This window comes from Rhizobacter sp. Root1221, assembly GCF_001425785.1.
Classification (GTDB): domain Bacteria; phylum Pseudomonadota; class Gammaproteobacteria; order Burkholderiales; family Burkholderiaceae_C; genus Rhizobacter.
The window spans coordinates 31,173-55,910 of the sequence record NZ_LMDI01000007.1 but is presented as its reverse complement, the minus strand read 5'-3'; the positions used below and the strand labels follow the sequence as shown (position 1 = coordinate 55,910).

Annotated in this window: 19 protein-coding genes; 11 read left to right on the top strand and 8 right to left on the bottom strand. The window is 68.2% G+C overall.

Annotated elements, in window-relative coordinates; genetic code table 11:
- Positions 1-7: 7 nt before the first annotated feature.
- A complete protein-coding gene (locus ASC87_RS06805) occupies positions 8-718 on the bottom strand; it encodes a C40 family peptidase (RefSeq protein WP_056658901.1) in 711 nt (236 codons plus the stop codon).
- A gap of 243 nt (positions 719-961) precedes the next feature.
- Between ASC87_RS06805 and ASC87_RS06800 the strand changes: the two genes are divergently transcribed.
- Positions 962-2,857, top strand: coding sequence for a propionate--CoA ligase (locus ASC87_RS06800; RefSeq protein ID WP_056658653.1), 1,896 nt, complete (start codon positions 962-964; stop codon positions 2,855-2,857).
- Positions 2,858-3,002: 145 nt separating this feature from the next.
- Positions 3,003-3,599 (top strand): hypothetical protein, encoded by a 597-nt coding sequence (locus ASC87_RS31650; RefSeq protein WP_235582087.1) that lies wholly within the window; start codon positions 3,003-3,005, stop codon positions 3,597-3,599.
- A gap of 94 nt (positions 3,600-3,693) precedes the next feature.
- Here ASC87_RS31650 and ASC87_RS06790 read toward each other — a convergent pair whose 3' ends face one another.
- From ASC87_RS06790 to ASC87_RS06765, 6 genes are all read right to left on the bottom strand, one after another.
- Positions 3,694-4,242 (bottom strand): SCO family protein, encoded by a 549-nt coding sequence (locus tag ASC87_RS06790; RefSeq protein WP_056658650.1) that lies wholly within the window; start codon positions 4,240-4,242, stop codon positions 3,694-3,696.
- Complete coding sequence (locus ASC87_RS06785; protein WP_056658649.1) at positions 4,239-4,679, bottom strand: hypothetical protein; 441 nt, start codon at positions 4,677-4,679, stop codon at positions 4,239-4,241. The genes ASC87_RS06790 and ASC87_RS06785 overlap by 4 nt, the downstream gene beginning before the upstream one ends.
- On the bottom strand, positions 4,676-9,736 hold the full coding sequence (locus tag ASC87_RS06780; RefSeq protein ID WP_157603878.1) for a putative Ig domain-containing protein: 5,061 nt from the start codon (positions 9,734-9,736) through the stop codon (positions 4,676-4,678). Before ASC87_RS06780 ends, ASC87_RS06785 begins: the two co-directional genes overlap by 4 nt.
- A 243-nt stretch (positions 9,737-9,979) precedes the next feature.
- A complete protein-coding gene (locus ASC87_RS06775) occupies positions 9,980-11,632 on the bottom strand; it encodes a PhoH family protein (protein ID WP_056658646.1) in 1,653 nt (550 codons plus the stop codon).
- A gap of 204 nt (positions 11,633-11,836) precedes the next feature.
- A complete protein-coding gene (locus ASC87_RS06770; protein ID WP_056658642.1) occupies positions 11,837-12,313 on the bottom strand; it encodes a peroxiredoxin in 477 nt (158 codons plus the stop codon).
- Positions 12,314-12,428: 115 nt separating this feature from the next.
- Positions 12,429-12,809 (bottom strand): Mth938-like domain-containing protein, encoded by a 381-nt coding sequence (locus tag ASC87_RS06765; RefSeq protein WP_056658639.1) that lies wholly within the window; start codon positions 12,807-12,809, stop codon positions 12,429-12,431.
- A gap of 73 nt (positions 12,810-12,882) precedes the next feature.
- Here ASC87_RS06765 and ASC87_RS06760 point away from each other — a divergent pair, with 73 nt between their 5' ends.
- From ASC87_RS06760 to clpB, 9 genes are read left to right on the top strand one after another with little or no spacing between them, the layout of a single operon-like run.
- The gene (locus tag ASC87_RS06760; RefSeq protein ID WP_056658635.1) at positions 12,883-14,115 is read left to right on the top strand and encodes a pyridoxal phosphate-dependent aminotransferase; all 1,233 of its coding nucleotides are present in this window, start codon (positions 12,883-12,885) and stop codon (positions 14,113-14,115) included.
- A 52-nt stretch (positions 14,116-14,167) separates the two neighbouring features.
- Entirely contained in the window at positions 14,168-15,478 is a 1,311-nt protein-coding gene (locus ASC87_RS06755; protein ID WP_056658629.1) for a homoserine dehydrogenase, read from the top strand.
- A 15-nt stretch (positions 15,479-15,493) separates the two neighbouring features.
- Positions 15,494-16,909, top strand: a complete 1,416-nt coding sequence (thrC, locus tag ASC87_RS06750; RefSeq protein ID WP_056658626.1) for a threonine synthase — start codon at positions 15,494-15,496, stop codon at positions 16,907-16,909.
- Positions 16,906-17,457 (top strand): molybdopterin-guanine dinucleotide biosynthesis protein B, encoded by a 552-nt coding sequence (gene mobB, locus ASC87_RS06745; RefSeq protein WP_056658622.1) that lies wholly within the window; start codon positions 16,906-16,908, stop codon positions 17,455-17,457. The genes thrC and mobB overlap by 4 nt, the downstream gene beginning before the upstream one ends.
- Positions 17,408-18,652, top strand: coding sequence for a gephyrin-like molybdotransferase Glp (gene glp / locus ASC87_RS06740; RefSeq protein ID WP_056658619.1), 1,245 nt, complete (start codon positions 17,408-17,410; stop codon positions 18,650-18,652). Before mobB ends, glp begins: the two co-directional genes overlap by 50 nt.
- A complete protein-coding gene (locus tag ASC87_RS06735; RefSeq protein WP_056658617.1) occupies positions 18,649-18,900 on the top strand; it encodes a MoaD/ThiS family protein in 252 nt (83 codons plus the stop codon). The genes glp and ASC87_RS06735 overlap by 4 nt, the downstream gene beginning before the upstream one ends.
- Positions 18,901-18,903: 3 nt before the next feature.
- Entirely contained in the window at positions 18,904-19,380 is a 477-nt protein-coding gene (locus ASC87_RS06730) for a molybdenum cofactor biosynthesis protein MoaE (RefSeq protein WP_056658615.1), read from the top strand.
- Positions 19,377-19,772 carry a fluoride efflux transporter CrcB gene (gene crcB, locus ASC87_RS06725; protein ID WP_082568448.1) on the top strand — a complete coding sequence of 132 codons (396 nt, stop codon included), beginning with the start codon at positions 19,377-19,379 and terminating at the stop codon, positions 19,770-19,772. Before ASC87_RS06730 ends, crcB begins: the two co-directional genes overlap by 4 nt.
- A 48-nt stretch (positions 19,773-19,820) precedes the next feature.
- The gene (clpB, locus tag ASC87_RS06720) at positions 19,821-22,415 is read left to right on the top strand and encodes an ATP-dependent chaperone ClpB (RefSeq protein ID WP_056658612.1); all 2,595 of its coding nucleotides are present in this window, start codon (positions 19,821-19,823) and stop codon (positions 22,413-22,415) included.
- 62 nt (positions 22,416-22,477) lie between these two features.
- Here the strand turns inward: clpB and ASC87_RS06715 are convergent, their stop codons facing one another.
- Complete coding sequence (locus tag ASC87_RS06715) at positions 22,478-24,661, bottom strand: glycoside hydrolase family 52 protein (RefSeq protein WP_056658598.1); 2,184 nt, start codon at positions 24,659-24,661, stop codon at positions 22,478-22,480.
- Between the last annotated feature and the right edge of the window lie 77 nt (positions 24,662-24,738).

The following is a 24,738-nucleotide window of genomic DNA, read 5'->3' as shown; positions in this document are numbered from 1 at the left end:
GCGCGGGTCAGTTGTAGGCTGGCTCGGTGCCGACGGCCTGGCGGGCGGGGGCTGCTGGCGCCGCCGCGGCGGGTGCAGGAGCTGGCGCCGCGGGGGCGGCCAGCGCGTTCTGCCGCGACTCGGGGGCTTCGGCGCCAGGCGCACGGCGTGCGCCGGTGAAGCGCTTGGCCCAGTAGGAGATCTTCATGTTCTCGACGCGCACGTTGCCGCCGGCGCGCGGGGCATGGATGAATTTGTCTTCACCGACGTAGATGCCCACGTGCGAGAACGTGCGGCGCAGCGTGTTGAAGAACACGAGGTCGCCGGGCTGGAGTTCGTTGCGCTTGACCTTCACGAGGCCGGGGTCGGCGGCTTGTTCGTCGGCCCGGCGGGGCAGGATGAGGCCGAGGCTGTTCTCGAAGATGTAGCGGGTGAAGCCGCTGCAGTCGAAACCTTCTTCGGCGTTGTTGCCGCCTCGGACGTAGCGCACGCCGAGGAAGTTCATGGCCGAGACCGCCATGCCCGAAGCGGAGTCGCGGACCTTCTCGACGAAGCTCGGGGCATGCGGGGTGGCTTGTGGCGTGGCCGGCAGCGGTGCGGGCGTGATGCCCCGCTCCTGCAACAACGACGCGACCGGGTCGGCCGACGCTTGCGGTGACGCGTGGACGGCGGCACACAGCAAGGCACCCGCGAGCGCGAGGCCCAGGGAGCGGCGGATGGAACGGTCTGGCAACAGCATGGCGGCGAGCATAGGGGAAGGCCGTGCGGGGCGTCAACCCGGAAATCCTTTGTGGAACGGGCACTTAGCGCGTCTTTTTGATGCTTTGGAATTGATCGGATCGGCTGGGGTTTCGCGTTTTCCCGGGGGGCACGCGTCAGTGACGAGTCAGTCGCCAGGACTGCAATGCGTCGGCGCGCTGTGTCTTCCCGACACAAATGGACGCAATTTCGGCGCCGTGCGCCGTGTTTCAGGAGTGAGCCCATGACCCGGTATGCCGACTTCCACCGGCGCTCGATCACCGACCGCGAGGCCTTCTGGGCCGAGCAGGCCGCGCTGGTCGACTGGCACCGCCCGTTCGACCAGGTCTGCGACTACAGCCGGCCGCCCATGGCGCGGTGGTTCGCCGGGGGGCGGCTCAACCTGTGCCACAACGCGGTCGACCGGCACCTGGCCGCGCGGGCCGACCAGAACGCGTTGATCTGGGTCTCCACCGAGACCGGCCAGGAGCGCGTCTACAGCTTCCGCGAACTCCACGCCGAGGTGCAGCGCATGGCGGCGATCCTGCTGGGCCTGGGGGTGCGCCAGGGCGACCGGGTGCTGATCTACATGCCCATGATTCCGGAGGCCGCGTTTGCGATGCTGGCGTGCGCGCGGCTCGGGGCCATCCATTCGGTGGTGTTCGGCGGGTTCGCGAGTGGCAGCCTGGCCAACCGCATCGACGATGCCGCCCCCCGGGTGATCGTCAGCGCCGACGCGGGCAGCCGCGGCGGCAAGGTGATCCCGTACAAGCCCCTGCTCGACGAGGCCATCCGCCTGGCGACCCACAAGCCGTCGCGGGTGCTGATGGTGGATCGCGGCCTGGCCCCGGCGCCGGCGGTGGCCGGGCGGGACGAGGACTACGCGACGCAACGCGCAGCCCACCTCGACGAGGCGGTGCCCTGTGTGTGGGTGGAGGCCACCCACCCGAGCTACACGCTCTACACGAGTGGCACGACGGGCAAGCCGAAGGGCGTGCAGCGCGACACCGGCGGCTATGCGGTGGCGCTCGCCGCGAGCATGAAACACATCTACCAGGGCAACGCGGGGGAGACCTACTTCTCGACCAGCGACATCGGCTGGGTCGTGGGGCACAGCTACATCGTCTACGGTCCGCTGATCGCCGGCATGGCCACGCTGATGTACGAAGGCCTGCCGGTGCGGCCGGACCCCGGCATCTGGTGGCAGCTGGTGGAGAAGTACAAGGTCACCGTCATGTTCACCGCACCCACCGCGGTGCGGGTGCTGAAGAAGCACGACGCGTCGTACCTGCATGCGCACGACCTGTCGTCGTTGCGTGCGCTGTTCCTGGCGGGCGAACCGCTCGACGAACCCACCGCGCAGTGGATCGCCGGCGCCATCGGCAAACCCGTCATCGACAACTACTGGCAGACAGAGACGGGCTGGCCCATCCTGTCGATCGCCAACGGCGTGGAGGCTGCCCCCAGCAAGTTCGGCAGCCCCGGCATGGCCATGTACGGGTACGACGTGAAGCTGCTCGACGAAAACACCGGCGCCGAGTTGACCGGTGCCAACCAGAAGGGCGTGATCGCGATCGAAGGGCCGCTGCCGCCCGGGTGCATGCAGACCGTGTGGCGCGACGACGCGCGTTTCGTCAACACGTACTGGAAGACGGTGCCGGGGCGCCTCATCTACAGCACGTTCGACTGGGGCGTGCGCGACGAGGACGGCTACTACTACATCCTCGGCCGCACCGACGACGTGATCAACGTCGCGGGCCACCGCCTCGGCACGCGCGAGATCGAGGAGGCCATCGCCCGGCACGACGCCGTTGCCGAGGCTGCGGTGGTGGGCGTGGCCGATGCGGTGAAGGGGCAGGTGGCGGTGGCGTTCGTGGTGTTGAAGGACCCGAAGCACGTGGGCGCGGCCAGCGCGGCCGAACTCGAAGCCGACATCATGAAGACGGTGGACCAGCACCTCGGCAGCCTCGCACGGCCTGCGCGCGTGCGGTTCGTGACGGCGCTGCCGAAGACCCGCTCGGGCAAGCTGCTGCGCCGCGCGATCCAGGCCGTGTGCGAGCGGCGGGATCCGGGCGACCTCACCACGATGGAGGACCCGGCGGCGCTGCAGCAGATCAGGGACCACCTCTCCGACGCATGAGGCGGCGGCCCGCGAGGGCCCCGTGTACCGGCGCTTTGTCGGTTTGGACGGTGCGCCGCGCCCGCCCGATTCACCCCAAAAAACAGCCGGCCAAGGCCGTACAATTCCCTTTAATTATTTTGTGGCAGCTTGCTTTATCAGCTGAATGACGATGTATTTGAGCGTGCAAAAATTAATAGCGGTAATGCTGCTGTGTGCTGCAAGTCCTGTATGCGCTTTGGAGCTTCAGCACCAACGGTTCAGCGATGATGAAATTCTCTCGGCTGTTGTCGGCAAGTTCAAAAAGTCGCTTCTGCATCGGTTCAACGCTGCTGACAAGGGGGAGCGGAAGCCGTTGCTGGTGCTGGGTCCAGCACTGAAATTCAGCGCAAAAGTCCAATCCCGATCATTTGTCCACCTGACGCAGCAAGAGCTGGTTTCGCAACAACAGGCTGTTTTTATATTGATAACCCGCATGTACCCGGATGCTGAGCGGAACGCGCTGTATGTCGTTTACGACATTCCGAGCAATGCGTCTTATGGTATGTTGAGGGTTTATCCTGAAAACGGCGTGCTGGTGGTTGAAGAGAAGGACAGCTTTCGATCATCCTCGGGTGCCAGGGCCACCTATGGCAAGTTGTACGAAGGTGTGGCTTGTCGGGACAACACAGAAATGGCATACCGTTGGAACTACTACGAAGACAGTGGTTCAAGTGGGCGTTGCCCTGGGGCTACGTTCACTGAATTTGCAGACGGGCTCTAGTCCTCGATGGACCCGGCATCCGTAGATGCTGGTCCACCCGAGTTCAACGAGCTGGTCGGAATGCAAACCTGGGCCCGGCCGGCCGGTGCGGGCCTCAAGAGGTGCGCGCTACCTCGCGCAGCATCTCGACCACATGTGCCACCTTCGGCAGTTCGGGCGTGCGGTACACCAGTCGCGCCCGGCGATCGAACAGATAGACCTGGGTGCTGTGGCGGTCGGGCCCCGGGGCACGGCCATTGAGCAGGTCGAACAAGCGGTCGACGTCGGCGAGGCGTGGCGCCGCGGCCTGCCAGGCGGGTGCGGCGCCGAAGCGTGCGAGCCACGCGGCAAGGGCCCGTGGGTCGTCGTTCAGCGGGTCGATGCTCAGCGAGAGCAGGCGCGCGTCGCCGCCCTGGAGTTGAGCCGCGACGGCAGCAAAGAGCGCCCCCTGGATCGGGCAGACGGCGCTGCACGTCGTGAACATCAGCTGGACCGCGGTGGTGTGCCCCCGCAGCCGTTCGCCGAAGTCGCGAAGCGAGCCGTCGGCACATCGCAGTGGCAGCCGCGGCGCGGGCTTCGGCGGGTCGACACGGCCGAAGGGATCATGCCCGCGTGCCGCGAACGGCGCGGACGCGAGCGCAGCCAGCAGGTGCCGGCGCTTCATGACGAACCGCCGAGGTAGACCCAGAGCGCCGCGCACTGTGCGTCGGTCGCCGTGTAGCGAGGCATGCGCTCGTCAATGAGCACGAAGGCCGGGTCGATGCCGGTGCGCAGCAGCCGGCAGAACGAGGCGTTGTCATAGTTCGATGCCGGGCCGCCGCGCCGCGGCTGGCGTTTGCGCAGGGACGCGGCCGTCAGCGGCGGGCCGAAGCTGGGCGCGGCCGGTGCCGCGGTCGCGGGGCCGTCGCGGCGATGGCAGTTCGCGCAACGGCTCGCGGTGACTGGCAGCGCCAGGCCCCGCCCGGTGAGTTGTGCGGGCAGGGCCGCGCGGCCGTCGAACAGCTGCGCACCGAGGGCGCCATCACCCTGCGCCCAGGCACCCTGCAACATGGCGCTGAACAGGGCCAGCGCGGCAAGGCCCGTGGTCGTGCGCGAGGTCATTGGCGCCAGCACGCCTTGGCCGATCCGAACAGCGGGTCGCCGAAGATCGCGTTGCTGCACGCGATGTCCCCCTGGACCCCGGTGCGCTGGTAGTACGAACCGTTCGTGCCGTACAGGATGCTGGCGCTGCTGCCCGCGGGCACCGTGCAGTTGCCACCTTCGTCCGAGCACTTCACCGCCGGCACGTAGTAGCAGGCCTTGGTGGTGCCGTACAGCGGGTCGCTGAAGGTGGCGTTGCTGCACGCGACCGCACCACGCATCGCCGAGCGGCTGAACCACTGGTCCTTGGCGCCGTAGTACACCGTGGCCGGTGTGCCCGCGGGAAGCGTGCAGGTGCCACGCTCCGCTGCGCAGTGCACCGCGTCCTGGGGCAGGCCGACCGGCGCAGCGGCTTCCTCGCTGCCGATCTGATCGAGGTAGGCGACCAGGTTGGACAAGTCCTCGCTGCCCAGCGCGACGCCACGGTGCGCGAGCACCGCCGCGCCGAGCGTGGCAGCCGAGCCGTCGTGCAGATACGGTGCGGTGCCGTGCACGTCGCGCAGCGTCGGCACGTCGATCCCGGGGAGGGCAGCACCCAGGCGCTTGCCGCTGCCCGGCTTGATCGTGCCGATGTCCACCAGCAGCATGCCGCTGTTCGCGAACGTGGTGCCTCCGTGGCAACTGCCACACTGCTGCGCGATGAACACGCCTCGGCCCGCGCTGGCGGCGGCGGTCAGCGCACCCGCGCCCGTGCGATCCACGCTTGCGGCCGTCGCGTTCAGCGAGGCCACGTAGGCCGCCAGCGCGTCGAGGTCATTGCCCTGGCCCTTCTTGGCCGTGCCCAACGGCTGACTGCGCGTGCCGGTGTTGAAGAGCGCGTCGCTCAACAGGCCCGTGCCGCCAGCCAGGCTGCGGATCTGCCCCTCGAAGTCCTGCACTTCGTCGAAGTTGCCGCTCCAGTGCAGCCGGCCGTGGCCCATGCCTGCACGCCCGCGCAGGTTGATCGTGTTGCGCAGGCCTTCGCCCAGGCCGGTGATGTCCCAGACGCGGCCGTCATGGCCGCCGCCGTCGTGGCAGCTGGCGCAGCTCATGTACCCATCGCGGGCGAGACGTGGGTCTCGCGCATCGTAGAAGAGCTGCTTGCCGATCAGTACCTGTGCGCCGAGCCGCTCGATCGCCTGCGCCGGCAGCGTGGCCAGCGTCGCGAAGTGCCATTCGCCGTAGCCCACCAGGCGCGAGAGGTCGATCGCCTGAAGCGTGCGGTCCATGAAATTCGAGACGAACAGGCGCATGCCGTCGTTCGAGACCAGCAGCGCGTCGGGTGCGCGGCCCACCTCGATGCGCGCCACCTCCAGCTGCTTGAACGGATCGACGATCGCCACCTGCCGGCTCGTCGGCAGCGCGACGAACAGGTAGGCGCCGGTCGGGTGGTACGCCGCCGCGCTGGCCAGCCCCGCGTTGTCGTGGTCGATGCGTGACGCGTGGTCCTCCGCGAGGCTCGCCAGGTCGATGCGTGAACTGATCGCCCGCACGGTGTTCTGGAAGTCCAGGTTCTGTCCGTCGCGAAGCGTGCCGCGCTGGATGTTGTCTTGCTTGGACGGCACCCAGGCGCTCGCACCATCCGGCGAGATGACCGGTGCGCCGAGGTAGTTCGGCACGCCGCGGCCCTGCGTCGTGCTGTCGGCCTTGGCGCTGTGCTGCAGTACCACCGTGCGTTCGATCGCGAACGATGCGGCCGCGACGACCAGGACTTCGCCGCCCACGCTGGCGCCGTCGCGCTGCGTTGCGACGCGGGCGGTTCCCTCGCCGGGCTGTGGCGGTGTGATGAACCGCGACACCAGGATGCGGGCGCTGTCGGGCGTCACGGCCAAGTGCCGCGGGTGGGGGCCGACGGCCAGCGTTGCCAGCGTCGTGCCGGTGGAGGCGTCGAGCTTCAGCAGTTGGCCGCTGGCTTCGAGTGCGACGTAGGCCGCACTGCCATTCGGCGCGAAGGCGATGCCATGCGGCTGGCTCGCGCGCGGCAGGGGAATTGTCCGCGCGACCGTGAGCGTCCTGGTGTCGATGAGGCTGAGGCTGGCACCCTCTTGATTGACCACCCACAGCCGGCCGTCCGGTGCGAGCGCCGCGCTGCGAGGCGCCGTGCCCACCGCCACTTCGCCGAGCTTGGTGAGCGAGACGGCATCGAAGACGCTGACCGTGTCGCCGTCGGCGTTGACCACCCACACGCGTGGGTTGCCGCTGGCCGGGGTCTCCCACGCGACCTTGCCCGACTGCGTCGCACGCAGGGTGTTCGATGGCGCGCCGTACACGGCCTGGGTGAACTGGCGCACCGTCCGGGCGCCGCTGGCGTCGGTGACCGCCACGGTGACGGTGTACAGGCCGGACGTGGTGTAGGTGTGGGTGGCGGTGGCGTGGCTCGAGGTGTCGATCGCGGTGCCGTCACCGAAGTCCCAGGCCCAGGTTGCGCCCAGGCCGCCATTCGCGCTCGCGCTGTAAGTCACGGTCTTGCCAGCGCCCGACGGTGCAGCGGCGACCGGGTCGATGGTGACGCTGCGTTTGAGCACCGTCCAGGTGAGCGGTGCCGTGGCCGTGCCGCCGCGTCCGTCGCTGGCGAGCACGGTCGAGGAAAAGACGCCGGTGGCTGTGGGCGTGCCGCTGACCAGGCCGGTGACGGCGTTGACCGTCAGCCCTGGCGGCAAGTTGGACACTGCATGGCTCAGCGTGTCGCCGTCGGCATCGCTCGCGGCGAGCGGCAGCGTCACCGCGTCGCCCACGGTGACGGTCGGGTTCGCGGGCGCCTGCAATTCGGGCCAGGCGTTCGCAGCGCCGGTGTCGATCGGGTAGACGGTTGTGTCGGCGGCGTCTTTCAGGAAGGTGCCCGAGGCCACCGCGCGCCAGTTCACGCCGTCGCTGCTGACGTGCAGCCGCCACTTGGCGATGTGCCCGAGGTCGGAGCGCTGCCGCGCGAGGTAGCGCAAACCGCCGATCGGCCGGGCGACGCCGAGGTCGATCACCAGCGTGTGTGGCGGCGCCGGGTTCCCGTTCTGCCACTGGGTGTGCCAATAGGTGGCGGTGTTGCCGTCGATCGCGTTGCCCGCCGGCGCGTACTCGCCTCGCGTTTCCTGGCTGTCGGCGCTGATCTTCCAGCCGTCGCGCGGGATGATGGCGCCGCCCGGGTCGAGCAGGTTGAACTCGGCCACCGACGTCCACCGGCGACCCTGCATTTCTGACAGCGCCTCGAACTTGACGTAGCGTGTGGCGACCGTGCCGGAGGGCTGCACCGTCCAGACCAGGTTGGTGCTGACGGCGCCATTCGCATTGACAGCCGTCAGCTTGACGGGGTGGCTGCCGGGCGTTGTCGGGGTGCCGGCGATGATGCCGCTGGCACTGTCGAGCGTCAGGCCGTCGGGCAGGCCCATGGCACCATAGGCGATCGTTCCGGCACCGGAGGCGATGAGCTGCAGCGATGTGTTGTTGCCCGCCACCGAGGTCTGGTCGCCGGGGGCGGTCAGCAGCGGCGTTTTCTCGCCGGCGATGCGCAGTGTCCTGGCCACCGAAGGGACACCGGCGGCATCGAGCGCGAACAGCATGTACATGCCGGGCAGCGCGATGCCGGGGTTGCTCGGGATGGCGAGCGCGTAGCGGTTGTCGCCGAGCGGGGTGGACGTGAGCGCGATGCGGCGCTGGTCGTTGTTGACGGTGTGCGTCGTCGACGACAGGCGCACGAGTGCGAACGCGTTGACGGCCGAGTCCGTGGCCACCGTCATGTGCGTGCCGTAGCCCGCTTCGGCCGCGGCCTCGGTGATGACGGGCCGCACGGCCGGCTGGCCCTGGGCGTCAAGCAAGTAGGGCGGCGTGAAGATCTGCAGATTGGCGTGGTTGCCGGAACAGCCGTTGCCGCACAGGCCGCCGCCGATCGAGGCTACCCGCCCATCGGGCAGCAGCAACGCGGTGCTGTGGTAGTTGCGCGGCACGCTCATCGCCGGCAGCGGCGTGAAGGTCTCGGTGACGGGGTCCCACAGTTCGGGCACGAGCACCGAGCGGCTGTCGGAGAAGGGCACCGGGTAGCTCATGCCGCCGACGATCATCACTTGTCCGTTGGGCAGCACGACGCTGTTGTGGTAGGCGCGCGCATAGGCCATCGGCGCGAGCCGGCGCACGCTGGCACTGCCCCCGGTGGTGTCGATCAGGTAGGTCGTGGCGGTGGCGTCGGCGTTTTCGTAAGCCGCCGCGCCACCCGTCTTCAGGATCTTGCCGGCGTCGTACATCACGGTCGAGCCGTTGATCGCGTAGGTGTCGTCGCCGCGCGTTCCTGCCGGCGTGATGGCGCCGTTGCCTCGGGTGTCGATCCAGTGCATGTCGCTGCTCGGGCCGGCATGCAGGACGCGGCCGTTGCCGGTCGGGATCAGCCACATGTGGTTGTCGCCGCGGTAGACGCCGGCCGGGTCGGGGCCGACCATCGGGTCCACGGGCACGCCGGTCAGGCGCCGCCAGCCGCCGGCAGCGGTCCACACTTCGGCGTGCTTGTTGCCCTGCCCACCGTTCCACGAGCCGCCGAGTGCGAACACCGAGCCGTCGGCCAGTGGCACGCTGGCATGGTAGGCGCGCCCGATGTTCATCGCCGAGGCGCTGGTCCAGGTGCCCAGCACCGGGTCGTAGATGCTGGTGGCCCCGCTGCTGGAGCCGCCGCTGACGAGCAGGCGGCCGTCCGGGAGGTTCGCCGTGCCCGGGCAGAACATGTTGTGGTTGTTCTCGGTGGCCAGCCGTTCGACGCTTTCGCCCGTGGCCGGATCGAACACCGCGGTATAGGTGCTGCCCGGCGCCGTCTTGAAACTGAAACGCGCCTGTGCCGACCACAAGAGCAGCTTGCCGTCGGGCAGGTTGGCGGCGGCGGCCGGCACCAGCGACAGCGGGATCGGCTCGGACCATTGGGCCTGCATCGGAGCCGCCATGCTGAGCACCGTCTTTCGGCTGGATGTCATCGGGGCCGGTTCGCCCGTGTCGTCTCCTCCCCCGCAGCTGGCCAGCAGGCCGAGCGTCATCATTGCCGCACCGCAGCGCAGCAGTCGTACTTGCATGGAATACCTTCCGAGAACCTGTTTGCCCCCCGCTTGCGGTGCGCGGGGGCCCTGTCGGCATTCAGTGTCGAGGCTGCGCGCTGCTACTCATGATCGCCCGATGACCAATCGATGACGAAAAATGGATTAGTTTGATCAATCTCGCACAAGCGTGAAGTTCTCACGCGCAGGCCGTGTGGCGCGACCGCGCAGGCGGCAAAAAAACGCCCGGCCAGGCCGGGCGTTTTTCGGGCGCATGACGAATCAGAGCACTTCGGAAGCGAAGTCCGCCAACCGGGAGCGTTCGCCGCGGGCCAGGGTGACGTGGCCGCTGTGCGGCCAACCCTTGAACCGGTCCACTGCGTAGGTGAGGCCGGAGCTGCCTTCGGTGAGGTACGGGGTGTCGATCTGCGCGAGGTTGCCAAGGCACACGATCTTCGTGCCGGGGCCGGCGCGCGTGATCAGCGTCTTCATCTGCTTGGGTGTCAGGTTCTGGGCTTCGTCGATGATGACGAACTTGTTCAGGAACGTGCGCCCGCGCATGAAGTTCAGGCTCTTGATCTTGATCTTGCTGCGCACCAGGTCGTTGGTGGCCGCGCGGCCCCATTCACCCGCGGCGCCGTCGGTCTTCGACAGCACTTCCAGGTTGTCGTCGAGGGCGCCCATCCACGGCGACATCTTCTCTTCCTCGGTGCCTGGCAGGAAGCCGATGTCCTCGCCCACCGGCACGGTCACGCGGGTGACGATGATCTCGGTGTAGCGGCGGTCGTCCATCACCTGCGACAGCGCGGCGGCGAGGGTCATCAGCGTCTTGCCGGTGCCGGCGGTGCCGGTCAGCGTGATGAAGTCGCAGTCGGGGTCCATCAGGAGGTTGAGGCCGAAGTTCTGCTCGCGGTTGCGTGCCGTGACGCCCCACACGGCGTTCTTCTGGTGGGTGTACTCGCGCAGCGTGCGCAGCACGGCCGTCTTGCCGGTGATCTCGGTGACCTTGGCGTACAGCGGCGTGGCGCCCGGGGCTTCAAGGAATACGAACTGGTTGATCAGCAGCGACGGCACGAGCGGGCCGCTGATGCGGTAGTACGTGAGGCCGCCCTGGTTCCAGCTTTCCATGGTCTTGCCGTGCAAGTCCCAGAAGTCGGACGGGAGCGACTGCACGCCGGTGTAGAGCAGGTCGCCGTCGTCGAGGGTCTTGTCGTTGAAGTAGTCTTCCGCGGCCAGGCCCAGGGCGCGGGCCTTGATGCGCATGTTGATGTCCTTCGACACCAGCACCACCTCGCGGCCGGTGTGCTGGTCGCGCAGGGCCTTCACGACACCGAGGATCTGGTTGTCGGCCTTGCCTTGCGGCAGCCCGCGGGGCAGGTCGACGTCGAGCAACGTGGTCTGGAAGAACAGCTTGCCGCCGGCTTCGCGGTGGCCGGTGTGGGCGATCGGCAGGCCGTCGGCCATGTCGGCGCCGGGGTTGTCGGTGAGGCTGGCGGCCAGCGCGTCGAGGTCGCGGCTCACCTGGCGGGCATTGCGCGCCACTTCGGACATGCCCTTCTTGTGATCGTCGAGTTCCTCGAGCGTGATCATGGGCAGGTAGACGTCGTGTTCCTCGAAGCGGAACACGCACATCGGGTCGTGCATCAGCACGTTGGTGTCGAGCACGAAGAGCTTGGCCGGGCCGGCGGTGCGCGGCTTGCGCGCCTTGGGCTGGGCGGCCGGGCGTTGCGCCACCGGGGCAGGGCGCGCAAGCACCGGGGCGATCACCGGGGCGGCTTCCCGAGGCGGCTCATAGAGATCGAGCGCGGCGGAGGCGGGCTCGGCGGCGGGGTGTTTCTGGGTGGTCCGTTTGCCCGGTTTGGGCGCGGCCTGCGAGTCGAAATCGGCGGGGGTCAGGAGACTGGCACGTTTGGCAGGCGGCTTGGGCAGTGGCATGGGCGTTCAGGTGGGCTGGGAAACAAAAAAGCCGCACAGTCGCCCGTGCGGCTTCGGAGGGGGTTGCGGGGTATCACGGCTCACAAACATGAATTGATTATGCACAAGTTGGATTGCTGCTCAAGCAGCGCCACCGGCGGCATGGAAATGAAAAAAGCCGGCAATGCCGGCTTTTTGCTGGAAGCGGTCCCGAGGCGGGAAAAATCAAGCGGTTTTTTTCAACGCCTTGACTTCCTTGAGCACCTCGTCGACGTGCCCGGCCACCTTCAGGCCGCGCCATTCCGCCCGGAGCACACCGGCGCCGTCGATCAGGAACGTGCTGCGCTCGATGCCCTTGACCTTCTTGCCGTACATGATCTTGTTCTTGACCACGCCGAACATGTGGCAGAGCTTTTCCTCGGTATCGGCAATCAGCTCGAACGGCAATTCAAGGTTTTGCTTGAATTTGTCGTGCGAACTCATGTTGTCGCGCGAGACGCCGAACACGATGGCGCCGGCTTTCACGAAATCCTTGTGGCGATCACGGAATTGCATGGCTTCCGTGGTGCATCCGGGAGTATTGTCTTTCGGGTAGAAGTACAAAACGACGGTTTGCCCGGCGAAAGCCTGCGGCGTGAACTTCACGCCACCGGTTGCGAGCGCTTCAAATTCCGGGAGGGGTTTGTTGAGGGCTGGCGTCATGAAGAATTTCGGGGAAGTTGCGCCCTTGGTGCAGAGGCGTAGCCCGAGATTATAAGCCCTGCGCCGTTATCGATCCCCGTGCAACCCGGTCATCACTTAGGGGGATAGCGCGAGCTCACGCGGCGGGCGTCAGCACGGCGGCCAGCACCACCGGGCGTCCCTCGCCCGCCAGCACGTTGTACGTGCGGCACGCGGCCCCCGTGTCCATGGTCTCCACGCCGATGCCACGCTCGATCAGCGGCCGCAGCAGGGCCGCCGCGGGGAAGCGGATGCGGGCACCACTGCCGAAGATCACGAGTTCGGGCTTCAGGTCGGCCACCTGCTGGAAATGGGCCGCGGTGAGCGATTCGAACGCGGCCACGTCCCACGGCAGGATGGCACCTTGCCACGGCACGATCACACTGTGACGGAACACCGTGTTGTTGATGGAGATCTCGCCCGGGCCGTGCCCGAACACGGCGTTGACGCCTTCGAGGCGGTCGGCATGCAGTTTCATATGGTTAAATTGTAGGTTTTCCGCAGGTGCGCGCCAGATCTCGTGCACCATAGACCCCTCCGGGAGACCCGTGTTGAAGCCCATCCTCAAGTCCGGCAAGCTGGCCAACGTCGCCTACGACATCCGCGGGCCTGTGCTCGACAAGGCCCGCCTGATGGAGGAAGAGGGCCACAAGATCATCAAGCTGAACATCGGCAACGTCGCCGCGTTCGGCCTCGAGCCGCCCGACGAGATCGTGCAGGACATGATCCGCAACCTGCCGTCGCCGGTGGCCGCCGGCTACACCGACAGCAAGGGCCTGTTCGCCCCGCGCAAGGCGGTGGTGCACTATACGCAGCAGAAGAACGTGGCGGGCGTTTCGGTCGACGACGTGTACCTGGGCAACGGGGCGTCCGAGCTCATCGCGATGAGCATGAATGCACTGCTCAACGACGGCGACGAGGTGCTGATCCCGTCCCCCGACTACCCGCTGCACACCGCCGTGGTAGGGCTGTCCGGCGGCACGCCGGTGCACTACATCTGCGACGAACAGTCCGACTGGATGCCCGACATCGCCGACATCCGCGCGAAGGTCACGCCCCGCACGAAGGGCATCGTCGTCATCAACCCGAACAACCCCACCGGCGCGCTGTACCCCGACAGCCTGCTGCTCGAGATCGTCCAGATCGCCCGCGAGCACCAGCTGATCGTGTTCGCCGACGAAATCTACGACAAGACGCTGTACGACGGCCACCAGCACACCAGCATCGCCTCGCTCGCCGACGACGTGCTGTTCGTCACCTTCAACGGCCTGTCGAAGAACTACCGTGCCTGTGGCTACCGCGCGGGCTGGATGGTGGTGTCCGGCGACAAGCGCCACGCGCAGGACTACATCGAGGGCCTGAACATGCTGGCCTCGCTGCGCCTGTGTGCCAACACCCCCGGGCAGCTGGCCATCCAGACGGCCCTGGGCGGCTACCAGAGCATCAACGACCTGGTGGCTCCGGGCGGCCGGCTGCGCCGCCAGCGCGACCTGGCGCACCAGCTGCTCACCGACATCCCCGGGGTGACGTGCGTGAAGCCGAAGGGGGCGCTGTACATGTTCCCGAGGCTCGACCCGAAGGTCTACCCCATCACCGACGACCAGCAGTTCGCCTACGACCTGCTCGCCGAGGAAAAGGTGCTGATCGTGCAGGGCACGGGCTTCAACTGGATCCACCCCGACCACTTCCGCCTGGTGTTCCTGCCCAACTCCGACGACCTGACCGAAGCCATCGGCCGCATCGCCCGGTTCCTGCACGGCTACCGCAAACGCCTGGCACTCTGATTTCCCGCTCCGCTTCGAGCTTTTTACTGCGGCCCACGAGGCCGGTCTGACCATGAAACCCATCCAAGTCGGCCTGTTGGGCATCGGCACCGTCGGCAGCGGCACGTACAACGTGCTCCTTCGCAACGAGGAAGAGATCCGCCGCCGCGCGGGCCGCAGCATCCGCATCGCGATGGTGGCCGACCTCGACACCGCCCGGGCCCGCGCCGTCGTCGGCACCGACGTCGAAGTGGTGTCGGATGCCCGCCAGGTCATCGCCAACCCCGAGATCGACATCGTCGTCGAGCTGATCGGCGGCTACGGCATCGCCAAGGCGCTCGTGATGGAAGCCATCGCGGCCGGCAAGCACGTGGTCACCGCCAACAAGGCGCTGCTCGCGGTGCACGGCACCGAGATCTTCGCCGCGGCGCAGGCCAAGGGCGTGATGGTGGCGTTCGAAGCGGCCGTGGCCGGCGGCATCCCCATCATCAAGGCGCTGCGTGAAGGCCTCACGGCCAACCGCATCCAGTGGCTCGCCGGCATCATCAACGGCACCACCAACTTCATCCTGTCGGAGATGCGCGACAAGGGCCTCGACTTCGACGTCGTGCTCAAGGAAGCGCAACGCCTCGGCTACGCCGAAGCCGACCCCACGTTCGACATCGAAGGCATCGACGCGGCCCACAAGGTCACGCTGATGAGCGCCATCGCGTTCGGCATCCCGGTGCAGTTCGATCGTGCCTACGTCGAAGGCATCACGAAGCTGGCCGCCGCCGACATCACCTACGCCGAACAGCTGGGCTACCGCATCAAGCTGCTGGGCATCACGAAGCGCCGCGACACGGGCTTCGAGCTGCGCGTGCACCCCACGCTCGTGCCGGCCAAGCGCCTCATCGCCAACGTCGAAGGGGCCATGAACGCGGTGGTGGTGCACGGCGACGCCGTGGGCACCACGCTGTACTACGGCAAGGGCGCCGGCAGCGAACCCACGGCATCCGCCGTGGTGGCCGACCTGGTGGACATCACCCGCCTGCACACCGCCGACCCGGACCACCGCGTGCCGCACCTGGCCTTCCAGCCGGACGAGCTGGCCAACACGCCCATCCTGCCCATGGAAGACGTGGTCACGGCGTTCTACCTGCGCCTGCAGGTGGCCGACCAGGCCGGCGTGCTGGCCCGCATCACCGGCATCCTCGGCGAGCGCAACATCTCGATCGACGCGCTGCTGCAGCGCGAGTCGGCCGAAGGTGAGTCCAAGACCGACGTCATCATCCTCACGCACGACACCCGCGAGGGCGACATGAACCAGGCCATCGCCGCGATGCAGGCGCTGCCCACGGTGCTCGCCCCGATCGTGCGCATCCGCAAGGAAGAGCTGAGCTGACCTGGCGGCCTTGACATGAAATACATCAGTACCCGCAGCCCCGCGGCCGAACAGACCCCGCGCGGGTTCTCCGACATCCTGCTCGAGGGCCTGGCGCCCGACGGCGGGCTGTACCTGCCCACGCACTATCCTGTCATCGGCAAGGCCACGCTCGCGCAGTGGCGCAACCTGCCGTACGCCGACCTCGCCTTCGAGATCCTGTCGCTGTTCATCGACGACATCCCCGCGGACGACCTGCGTGCCATCGCCAGGAAGACTTACACGCGCGAGGTGTTCGGCACCGACGCCATCGTGCCGCTGAAGACGCTGCAGCCGGGCCTGCACCTGGAGGCGCTGTCGAACGGTCCCACGCTCGCCTTCAAGGACATGGCGATGCAGTTGCTCGGCAACCTGTTCGAGTACGAACTGGGCCGCCGCGGCGAAACGCTGAACATCCTGGGCGCCACGTCGGGCGACACCGGCAGCGCGGCCGAGTACGCCATGCGGGGCAAGAAGAGCGTCAACGTCTTCATGCTGTCGCCACTCGGGCGCATGAGCCCGTTCCAGCAGGCGCAGATGTTCAGCCTGCAGGACGCCAACATCCACAACCTCGCCGTCGAGGGGGTGTTCGACGACTGCCAGGACATCGTCAAGGCCGTCTCGAACGACCTGGCGTTCAAGCGCCAGCACAAGATCGGCACGGTCAACTCCATCAACTGGGCCCGCCTGCTGGCCCAGGTGGTGTACTACTTCGCCGGTTACTTCCAGGCCACGAAGGGCGAGGGCGAGCGCGTCACGTTCGCAGTGCCTTCTGGCAACTTCGGCAACATCTGCGCCGGCCACGTGGCCCGCATGATGGGCCTGCCCATCAAGCACCTGGTGCTGGCCACCAACGAGAACCGCGTGCTCGACGAGTTCTTCCGCACCGGCACCTACCGCCCGCGCGCCAGCGCCGAGACGTACGAAACCTCGAGCCCGTCGATGGACATCTCGAAGGCCTCGAACTTCGAGCGTTTCGTGTTCGACCTGCTGGGGCGCGACGGTGCGGTCACCCGCGACCTCTTCAAGACCCAGCTGGAGCAGCACGGCCACTTCACGCTGGCGCCCGAGCAGTTCGAGCGCATCGCGGCGTACGGCTTCCAGTCGGGCCACAGCACCCACGCCGACCGCCTGGCCACCATCCGCGACACCTTCGCGCGTTTCGGCACCATGATCGACACCCACACGGCCGATGGCCTGAAGGTGGCGCACGATTTCGCCGAGGCGGACGTGCCCATGATCGTGCTCGAGACGGCGCTCCCGGTGAAGTTCGCCGACACGATCGTCGAGGCCCTGGGGCGCGAGCCCGACCGCCCCGCCGCGCTCGTGGGCATCGAACAACTGCCCAAGCGGTTCGAGGCCATGCCGGCCGACGCCGAACGCATCAAGCGGTTCATCGCTGAACACGCGTGAAGGTCATCGGTTTCTGTGGCCGGTCGGGTTCCGGAAAAACCACGCTGATCGAGCAGCTGATCCCGGCCCTGCGGGCCGCGGGCCAGCGTGTCTCGGTGCTCAAGCACGCCCACCACGACTTCGACATCGACCACCCCGGCAAGGACTCCTACCGCCACCGCAAGGCCGGTGCGTTCGAGACCGTGGTGGCATCCAGCCGGCGCCTGGCCATCGTGCGCGAGTACGAGGTCGAGGTGGACACCGGCGTGCACCAGATGCTCGCCGAGCTGTCGGTGTGCGATTGGGCGCTGGTCGAAGGTTTCAAGCACGCCGACCTTCCGAAAATCGAGGTCTGGCGAGCGGAAACCGGGCATCCGGTGCAATATCCGGTTGATCCCTACATCGTGGCCATTGCCACCGACGACCCCGCCCGGTTGCCCGAGCGCACGGGCCTGCCGCTGCTGGACCTGGGCGACGCGCCCGCGGTGGCGGCCTTCCTGCTTTCCGACCCCGACCGCTATGAGTACACCTTCCCCGACTTCCCGCCCGGCGCTGCTGCCGCTGGATGACGCGCTGGCGCGGCTGCGCGACGCCGTGTCGCCGCTGCCGGCCACCGAGGTGCAGACGGTTTCCACCTTCGACGGCCTGGGCCGAGTGCTCGCCCGCGATGTAGTGGCGCTCGTGGATGTGCCCCCCGCCGACAACAGCGCGATGGACGGCTATGCGATGCGCCGCGCCGACGTGCCGGCCGCCGGCACCGTGCTGCCCGTCAGCCAGCGCGTGGCAGCGGGTCACGTGGGCGCCGCGCTGCAGCCCGGCACCGCGGCGCGCATCTTCACCGGCGCCCCGGTGCCCCACGGTGCCGACGCGGTGGTGATGCAAGAGCAGTGCGAGGCGCTCGATGGCGCCGTGCGGGTGGGCATCGTGCCCGATGCGGGGCTCGCCATCCGCCGCCGTGGCGAGGACGTGCGCCGCGACAGCGTGGTGCTGCCGGCCGGCACGCGGCTCACGCCGCAGGCGCTGGGGCTGGCGGCGTCTGTCGGTGCAGCGTCGCTGGACGTGGTGCGCCGCCCGCGTGTGGCGCTCTTTTCCACGGGCGATGAGCTGGCGATGCCAGGCGAGGCGCTGAAACCCGGCGCCATCTACAACTCCAACCGGTTCACGCTGCGCGCGCTGATCCAGGCCATGGGCGCCGAGTGCACCGACCTTGGCATCGTGCCCGACCGCCTGGACGCCACCCGCGACGCGCTGCGCCGCGCAGCCGTCGGGCACGACCTGATCGTCACGAGCGGCGGGGTGTCGGTGGGCGAGGAAGACCACCTGCGCCCGGCCGTGCTGGCCGAAGGGGCGCTCGACCTCTGGCAACTCGCCGTCAAACCCGGCAAGCCGCTGGCGTTTGGCAGCGTGCGCCGCGCAGGCGGCGGCAACGCCTGGTTCATCGGGCTTCCCGGCAACCCGGTGTCGAGCTTCGTCACGTTCCTGCTGGCTGCACGGCCGGTGTTGCGCCGCCTGCAGGGGGCCAGCGCCGACCTGCCGGCCCCGCTGATGCTGCCCGCCCACTTCGACTGGCCGGCCGACCGCCGCCGCGAGTTCCTGCGGGTGCGCCGCAACGCCGAGGGCGGGCTCGACCTGTTCACGAACCAGGGCTCGGGCGTGCTGACCTCGGCCGTGTGGGGCGACGGGCTGGTCGACAACCCGGCGCAGACCGCCATCCGCCAGGGTGACACTGTGCGCTACGTGCCGTTTTCGGAGTGGTTCGCATGAAGGTGACGCTGAAATTCTTTGCCTCGCTGCGCGAGGCCCTGGGGGCCGGCGGTCTGCTCGAAGTGCCCGACGGCGCCACGGTGGCCGACGTGCGGCGCTTGCTGCAGGCACGAGACGACGTCCATGCGCAGGCCCTTGCCAGCGGGCGGGCGCTGCGTTGTGCGCTCAACCAGACGCTGTGCCCCGAGTCGACGGCGGTCACCGACGGCGCCGAACTGGCGTTTTTCCCGCCGGTCACCGGAGGCTGATCCATGGCCCGTGTGACTGTCCAGGCCGCCGACTTCGACCTCTCCACCGAGGTGGCCGCGCTGCGCCGGGGTGACGGCGGGGTGGGCGCGGTGGTGAGCTTCGTCGGCACCGTGCGCGATGTGAGCGCGGGGCAGGGCGTGTTGCGCATGGAACTCGAGCACTACCCCGGCATGACCGAGGCGTCCATCGAGGCCATGATCGGCGCGGCCGAGGCCCGGTTCGACCTGCGCGCCGTGCGCATCATCCACCGCGTGGGCGCGCTCGAGGCTGGCGACCAGATCGTGCTGGTGGCCGTGTCGTCCGCCCACCGCGGCCAGGCCTTCCAGGCCTGCGAATTCCTCATGGACTACCTCAAGACCCAGGCCCCGTTCTGGAAAAAGGAACACACGCCCGAGGGCGCCCACTGGGTGGATGCCCGCACCACCGACGACGAGGCGCTGCGGCGCTGGGGCCTCGACAGCGGGAACGCCGGCCCATGACCGGTGCTTTCCCGTGGTGGCAGATGGTGGCGGTGGCCGTGGGCGCCGCCGTGGGGGCCGTGCTCCGTTGGCTGGCCGGCGTGTGGTTCAACACCCCCGGCGCGGCGCTGCCGCTCGGTACCTTGCTGGTCAACTGCGTGGGCGGGCTGCTGATCGGCATCGCGCTGGTGTCGTTCGCGCGGGTGCCGAACGAGATGCTGCGGCTGCTGCTGGTCACCGGTTTCCTGGGCGGGCTGACCACGTTCTCGGCGTTTTCCGGCGAATCGCTGGCGTTGCTGCAACGCGGCGCCTTCGGCTGGGCCCTGGCCCACACGCTGGCCCACGTGCTGGGGGCGTTGGGTTTCGCGGCGTTGGGGGCGGCGATGGCCCGGGGGTGGTTCGGTTCCGCTTGAATTCCGGGCGTGTCTCCTCACATGATGGGCAATCGGAGGATTGTTCCCATGCGACTCGACAAACTCACCACCCAGTTCCAGACCGCGTTGTCCGAGGCCCAGAGCCTCGCGCTGGCGCGAGACAACCCCTACATCGAACCCGTCCACGTGCTGTCGGCCATGCTGGCCGAGGCCGATGGGCCCAAGGCCCTGCTGCAGCGCGCCGGTGTCAACACCACAGCCTTGCAGGCCGGGCTCGATGCCGAGATCAAGAAGCTGCCGCAGGTGCAGGGGGGTGAACCCGTGCAGGCCAGCCGCGACACCGGCGCGTTGCTGCAGGCCGCCGAGAAGGAGGCCAACAAGCGCGGGGACCAGTTCATTGCGAGCGAGATGTTCCTGCTGGCCGGCACCGACAGCAAGAATGCCTTCGGGCCGTTCCTGAAGGAACATGGCCTCACCCGCAAGTCGCTCGAAGCCGCCATCGACGCGGTGCGGGGCGGCCAGAAGGTCGACAGCCCCGACGCCGAAGGCCAGCGCGAAGCGCTGAAGAAGTACACGCTCGACCTGACCGACCGCGCCCGCCGGGGCAAGCTCGACCCGGTGATCGGCCGCGACGACGAGATCCGCCGAACCATCCAGGTGCTGCAGCGCCGCTCGAAAAACAACCCGGTGCTGATCGGCGAACCCGGCGTGGGCAAGACCGCCATCGTCGAGGGGCTGGCCCAGCGGATCGTGGCCGGCGAGGTGCCCGATTCGCTGAAGAACAAGCGTGTGCTGGTGCTCGACATGGCCTTGCTGCTCGCCGGGGCCAAGTACCGCGGTGACTTCGAGGAACGCCTGAAGTCGGTGCTGAAGGAAGTGGCCCAGGACGAAGGCCGCACCATCGTGTTCATCGACGAGATCCACACGATGGTGGGCGCCGGCAAGACCGAAGGTTCCATCGACGCGGGCAACATGCTCAAGCCCGCCCTGGCGCGCGGCGAGCTGCACTGCATTGGCGCCACCACGCTCGACGAGTACCGCAAGTACGTCGAGAAGGATGCCGCGCTCGAACGCCGCTTCCAGAAGGTGCTGGTGGGTGAACCCACCGTGGAGGCCACCATCGCCATCCTGCGCGGGTTGCAGGAGAAGTACGAGGTGCACCATGGTGTCGAGATCACCGACCCGGCCATCGTGGCCGCGGCCGAGCTGAGCCACCGCTACATCACCGACCGTTTCCTGCCCGACAAGGCCATCGACCTGATCGACGAGGCGGCGGCCAAGATCAAGATCGAGATCGACTCGAAACCCGAGCTGATGGACCGCCTCGACCGCCGGCTGATCCAGCTGCAGATCGAGCGCGAGGCCGTGCGCCGCGAGAAGGACGAGTCATCGCAGAAGCGCTTCTCGCTGCTCGAGGACGAGATCGCGAAGCTGCAGCGCGAGGCCGCCGACCTGGACGAGATCTGGAAGGCCGAGAAGGCCGCGGCGCAGGGTTCGGCCCACGTCAAGGAAGAGATCGACCGCATCCGTACGCAGATCGAGGACCTCAAGCGCAAGGGCGACTTCAACAAGGTGGCCGAGCTGCAGTACGGCCGGCTGCCGGAACTCGAGCGCACGCTGAAGGACGCGCAGGCGAAGGAGCTGAAGAAGGGCGCCTCGCCCGAAGGCCGTCCGCAGCTGCTGCGCACGATGGTGGGTGCCGAGGAGATCGCCGAGGTGGTGGCCCGCGCTACCGGCATCCCGGTGGCCAAGCTGATGCAGGGTGAACGCGAGAAGCTGCTGCAGATGGAGGTGAAGCTGCACGACCGCGTGATCGGCCAGGACGAGGCCATCACCGCGGTCTCGAACGCGATCCGCCGGTCGCGCTCGGGCCTGTCCGACCCGAACCGGCCCACCGGCTCGTTCCTGTTCCTCGGCCCCACGGGTGTGGGCAAGACCGAGCTGTGCAAGGCGCTCGCCGGTTTCCTGTTCGACAGCGAGGACCACCTGATCCGCATCGACATGAGCGAGTTCATGGAAAAGCACTCGGTGAGCCGCCTCGTGGGCGCGCCCCCGGGGTACGTGGGCTACGACGAAGGGGGCCAGCTGACCGAGGCGGTGCGGCGCAAGCCCTACAGCGTGTTGCTGCTCGACGAGGTGGAGAAGGCCCACCCGGACGTGTTCAACGTGCTGCTGCAGGTGCTCGACGACGGCCGCCTCACCGACGGCCAGGGCCGCACCGTGGACTTCAAGAACACCGTGATCGTGATGACGTCGAACCTCGGTTCGCACCACATCATGCAGATGGCCGGCCAGTCGAGCGAGTTGATCCGCGAGGCGGTGTGGGTCGAACTGAAGCAGCACTTCCGCCCCGAGTTCCTGAATCGCATCGACGAAACCGTGGTGTTCCACGCGCTCGACCGGGCCAACATCGAGTCCATCGCGAAGATCCAGCTGAAAACACTGGAGTTGCGCCTGGAGAAGATGGACATGAAGCTCGACGTGTCGCCGAGCGCGCTGGTCGAGCTGGCCAAGGCCGGCTTCGACCCGGTGTTCGGCGCGCGGCCGCTCAAGCGCGCCATCCAGCAGCACATCGAGAACCCGGTGGCCAAGCTGATCCTGGAAGGGCGCTTCGGGCCGAAGGACGTGATCCCCGTGGACGTGGAGGAAGGGGAGTTCCGGTTCAGCCGGGTGGTGCACTGACGGCGTGTCGCCCCACCGCGGTCATCCCGGCGCAGGCCGGGATCTCCACCGATGACCGCCAGTCAGCGACCGCCTTCGCCAGACACCTCCACCGACGGTGCACTGGACAACGCTGGAGACCCCGGCCTTCGCCGCGGTGCCTTCTCGGTCAGCCAGATGTTGCTCGACACCCCACGCGGGTAGTACTTCGCGGTGTGGGCGATGCCGTTGTCCACCTGCTCCGTCCAGCACCCGGCGCTGTGCTCCGGGTGCAGTTGCCACGCCATGTGGGCGGCGTCCGCCCGGTCGCCCACGGCGCCCAGCGGTGAACGCAGGATCTCCCTGGCGACGAACTGGCACACGTACACCTTCGCCGGGAACGTGTTGCTGTTGCTCGACGTGATGCGCCAGCCGCCGTCGGGGTACAGGCACGTGTCCTCGCGCAACACGTGCTCCTCGAGGTGGCGCTTCAAGGTGCGCAGGTACGGGCCGTATTCGCCGTCGAGGTCCAGCGCGTCGCGGCAGCCGGCGAACCAGGGGTACGCGAGGCCCTCGATCACCGGCAGGATGACCGCGTCGCCACCGCCGTCGAGCAGCGCCGGGATGCGGCCGTCGGATCGCGCGCTTGCCCGCACGGTGGCCGCGGCCCGCCGTGCCTGCAGGTGCGCACGCCGGGCGGGGCCGGGCAGGCCGATGCGCTCGAACACATGGCGCAGGATCACGCCGGCCGCCCACGCCTTGCCGGCGATGTAGGTGTTGCCCGACGCCTGGCCCAGCGACGGGTCGAGGCAGTCGTAGGTGGTGATCTCGCGGCCGCCTTCGCAGCGGCTGCTGTCGGCACGGGGCACGCCGATGCGCTGGGTGTCGTCGGGGTGGTCGCGCTGTTCGAGGCTCTGCAGGCACTGCTCCAGCAGCGTGGCGTACGACGTGGCCCATGCCAGGTCATTGGCGTGTTGCACGTACAGGCCCGCGCACAGGATCCAGTTCAGCAGCTCCTCGGTGGCCATGTACGAGAAGCAGCCGGTCAGGCCCGCCATTTCGTACGCCGACCGGCCGGGCAGGGCGAAGTGGCCGTTGATGCCCATGTCGTGCGGGAAGGTCACGCCGCCGTCGCACACGAGGCCCGTGGCGGCGAAGTGCAGGCGGTCCACGTAGGCGAACCGCTCGGCGTATTGCTCCAGCACGTTGCGCACCGTCCACGGGTGGTGCTGCACCTCGTATAGCGCATGGTCGGCGGCGAGGTCGAGCGTGTTCATCATGTTGAACTCGCCCTCGTTGACCACCCACAGCGCGCGGCCGTCGTGCGCCAGCATCTGCGTGGAGTACAGGTACGAGCGGGTGGTATGGGCCACGGTGAAGTGCTGTTCCGGGCTCAGGCCCCGGGCATCCAGCGCGGCATCGGCGGCGCGGCAGGCGTCCACGGCCTCGTCGAACTCCGAGAGTGCGAAGGCGGCCACCGATTCCACCGAGTCGAACCAGCGCGTGTAGAAGTAGCGCGCCGCCAGGCCCGACGTGACCACGCCGGGACGATGGAAGCAGTAGGCCACGCGGAACGTGCGCAGCGCACCCGCCGGCACCTCGAACACGAGCGACCCCCAGTTGCCGAGCATCGCGTGCCGGTTCGACGGGTGCGGGTCGTTCAGCACCGACAGCGGATCGAACCCGATGCACGACCAGGCGCCCTCGGCGTCGGTGAACAGCCCCAGGTCGAGCCCGTCACCGATGCCCACGAGGCCGTCCTGCCGCACGTGGCGCAGGCCGCGCACCGGGTCGATGCGGGACAGGCCCACCACCACGCGCCGCGTGAACTCGCCGCGCCGGTTGTCGACGGTGATCTCACCGCGCACCGCGGGCACCAGCGCCCGCCGCGCGTCGGCGTCGCGGGTGGGCAGGTCGCGGTCCAGGTCGGGCAGGTCGCGCACCGGGGTGTACAGCGTGTAGCGCAGGTCGCCGGCGCGCCAGGTGTCGGTGGTGAGGTGGAAGTCGCGCGACACCGCGGCGCGGTCGAACGGGCGGGTTTCGCCCACGTGGGTCATCAGCTCCTCGTTGACGAACTTGCGGCGCTCGGCTGGGTCGGGGAGATCCGAGAACGGCAGCGCCTCGAACAGGTTCGGCTGGGTGCGCGATTCCACTGCCACGAGCACCGACTGATTCGGCGCGCGGCACAGTTCGAGGTCCATCCCGCCGCGGGCGCCGGGGAAGCCGAGCGTCAGGCTGGCGTGGGCGCCGATGGGCGCGTGCTGGGTGTTGAAGAAGATGTTCGACATGGGGGCTCCGTGGACGACCCGCCCATTTTTCGTGGCCGCGCACCGCAGCACGATCCCCAAAGGGCGGGCCCAGTTGC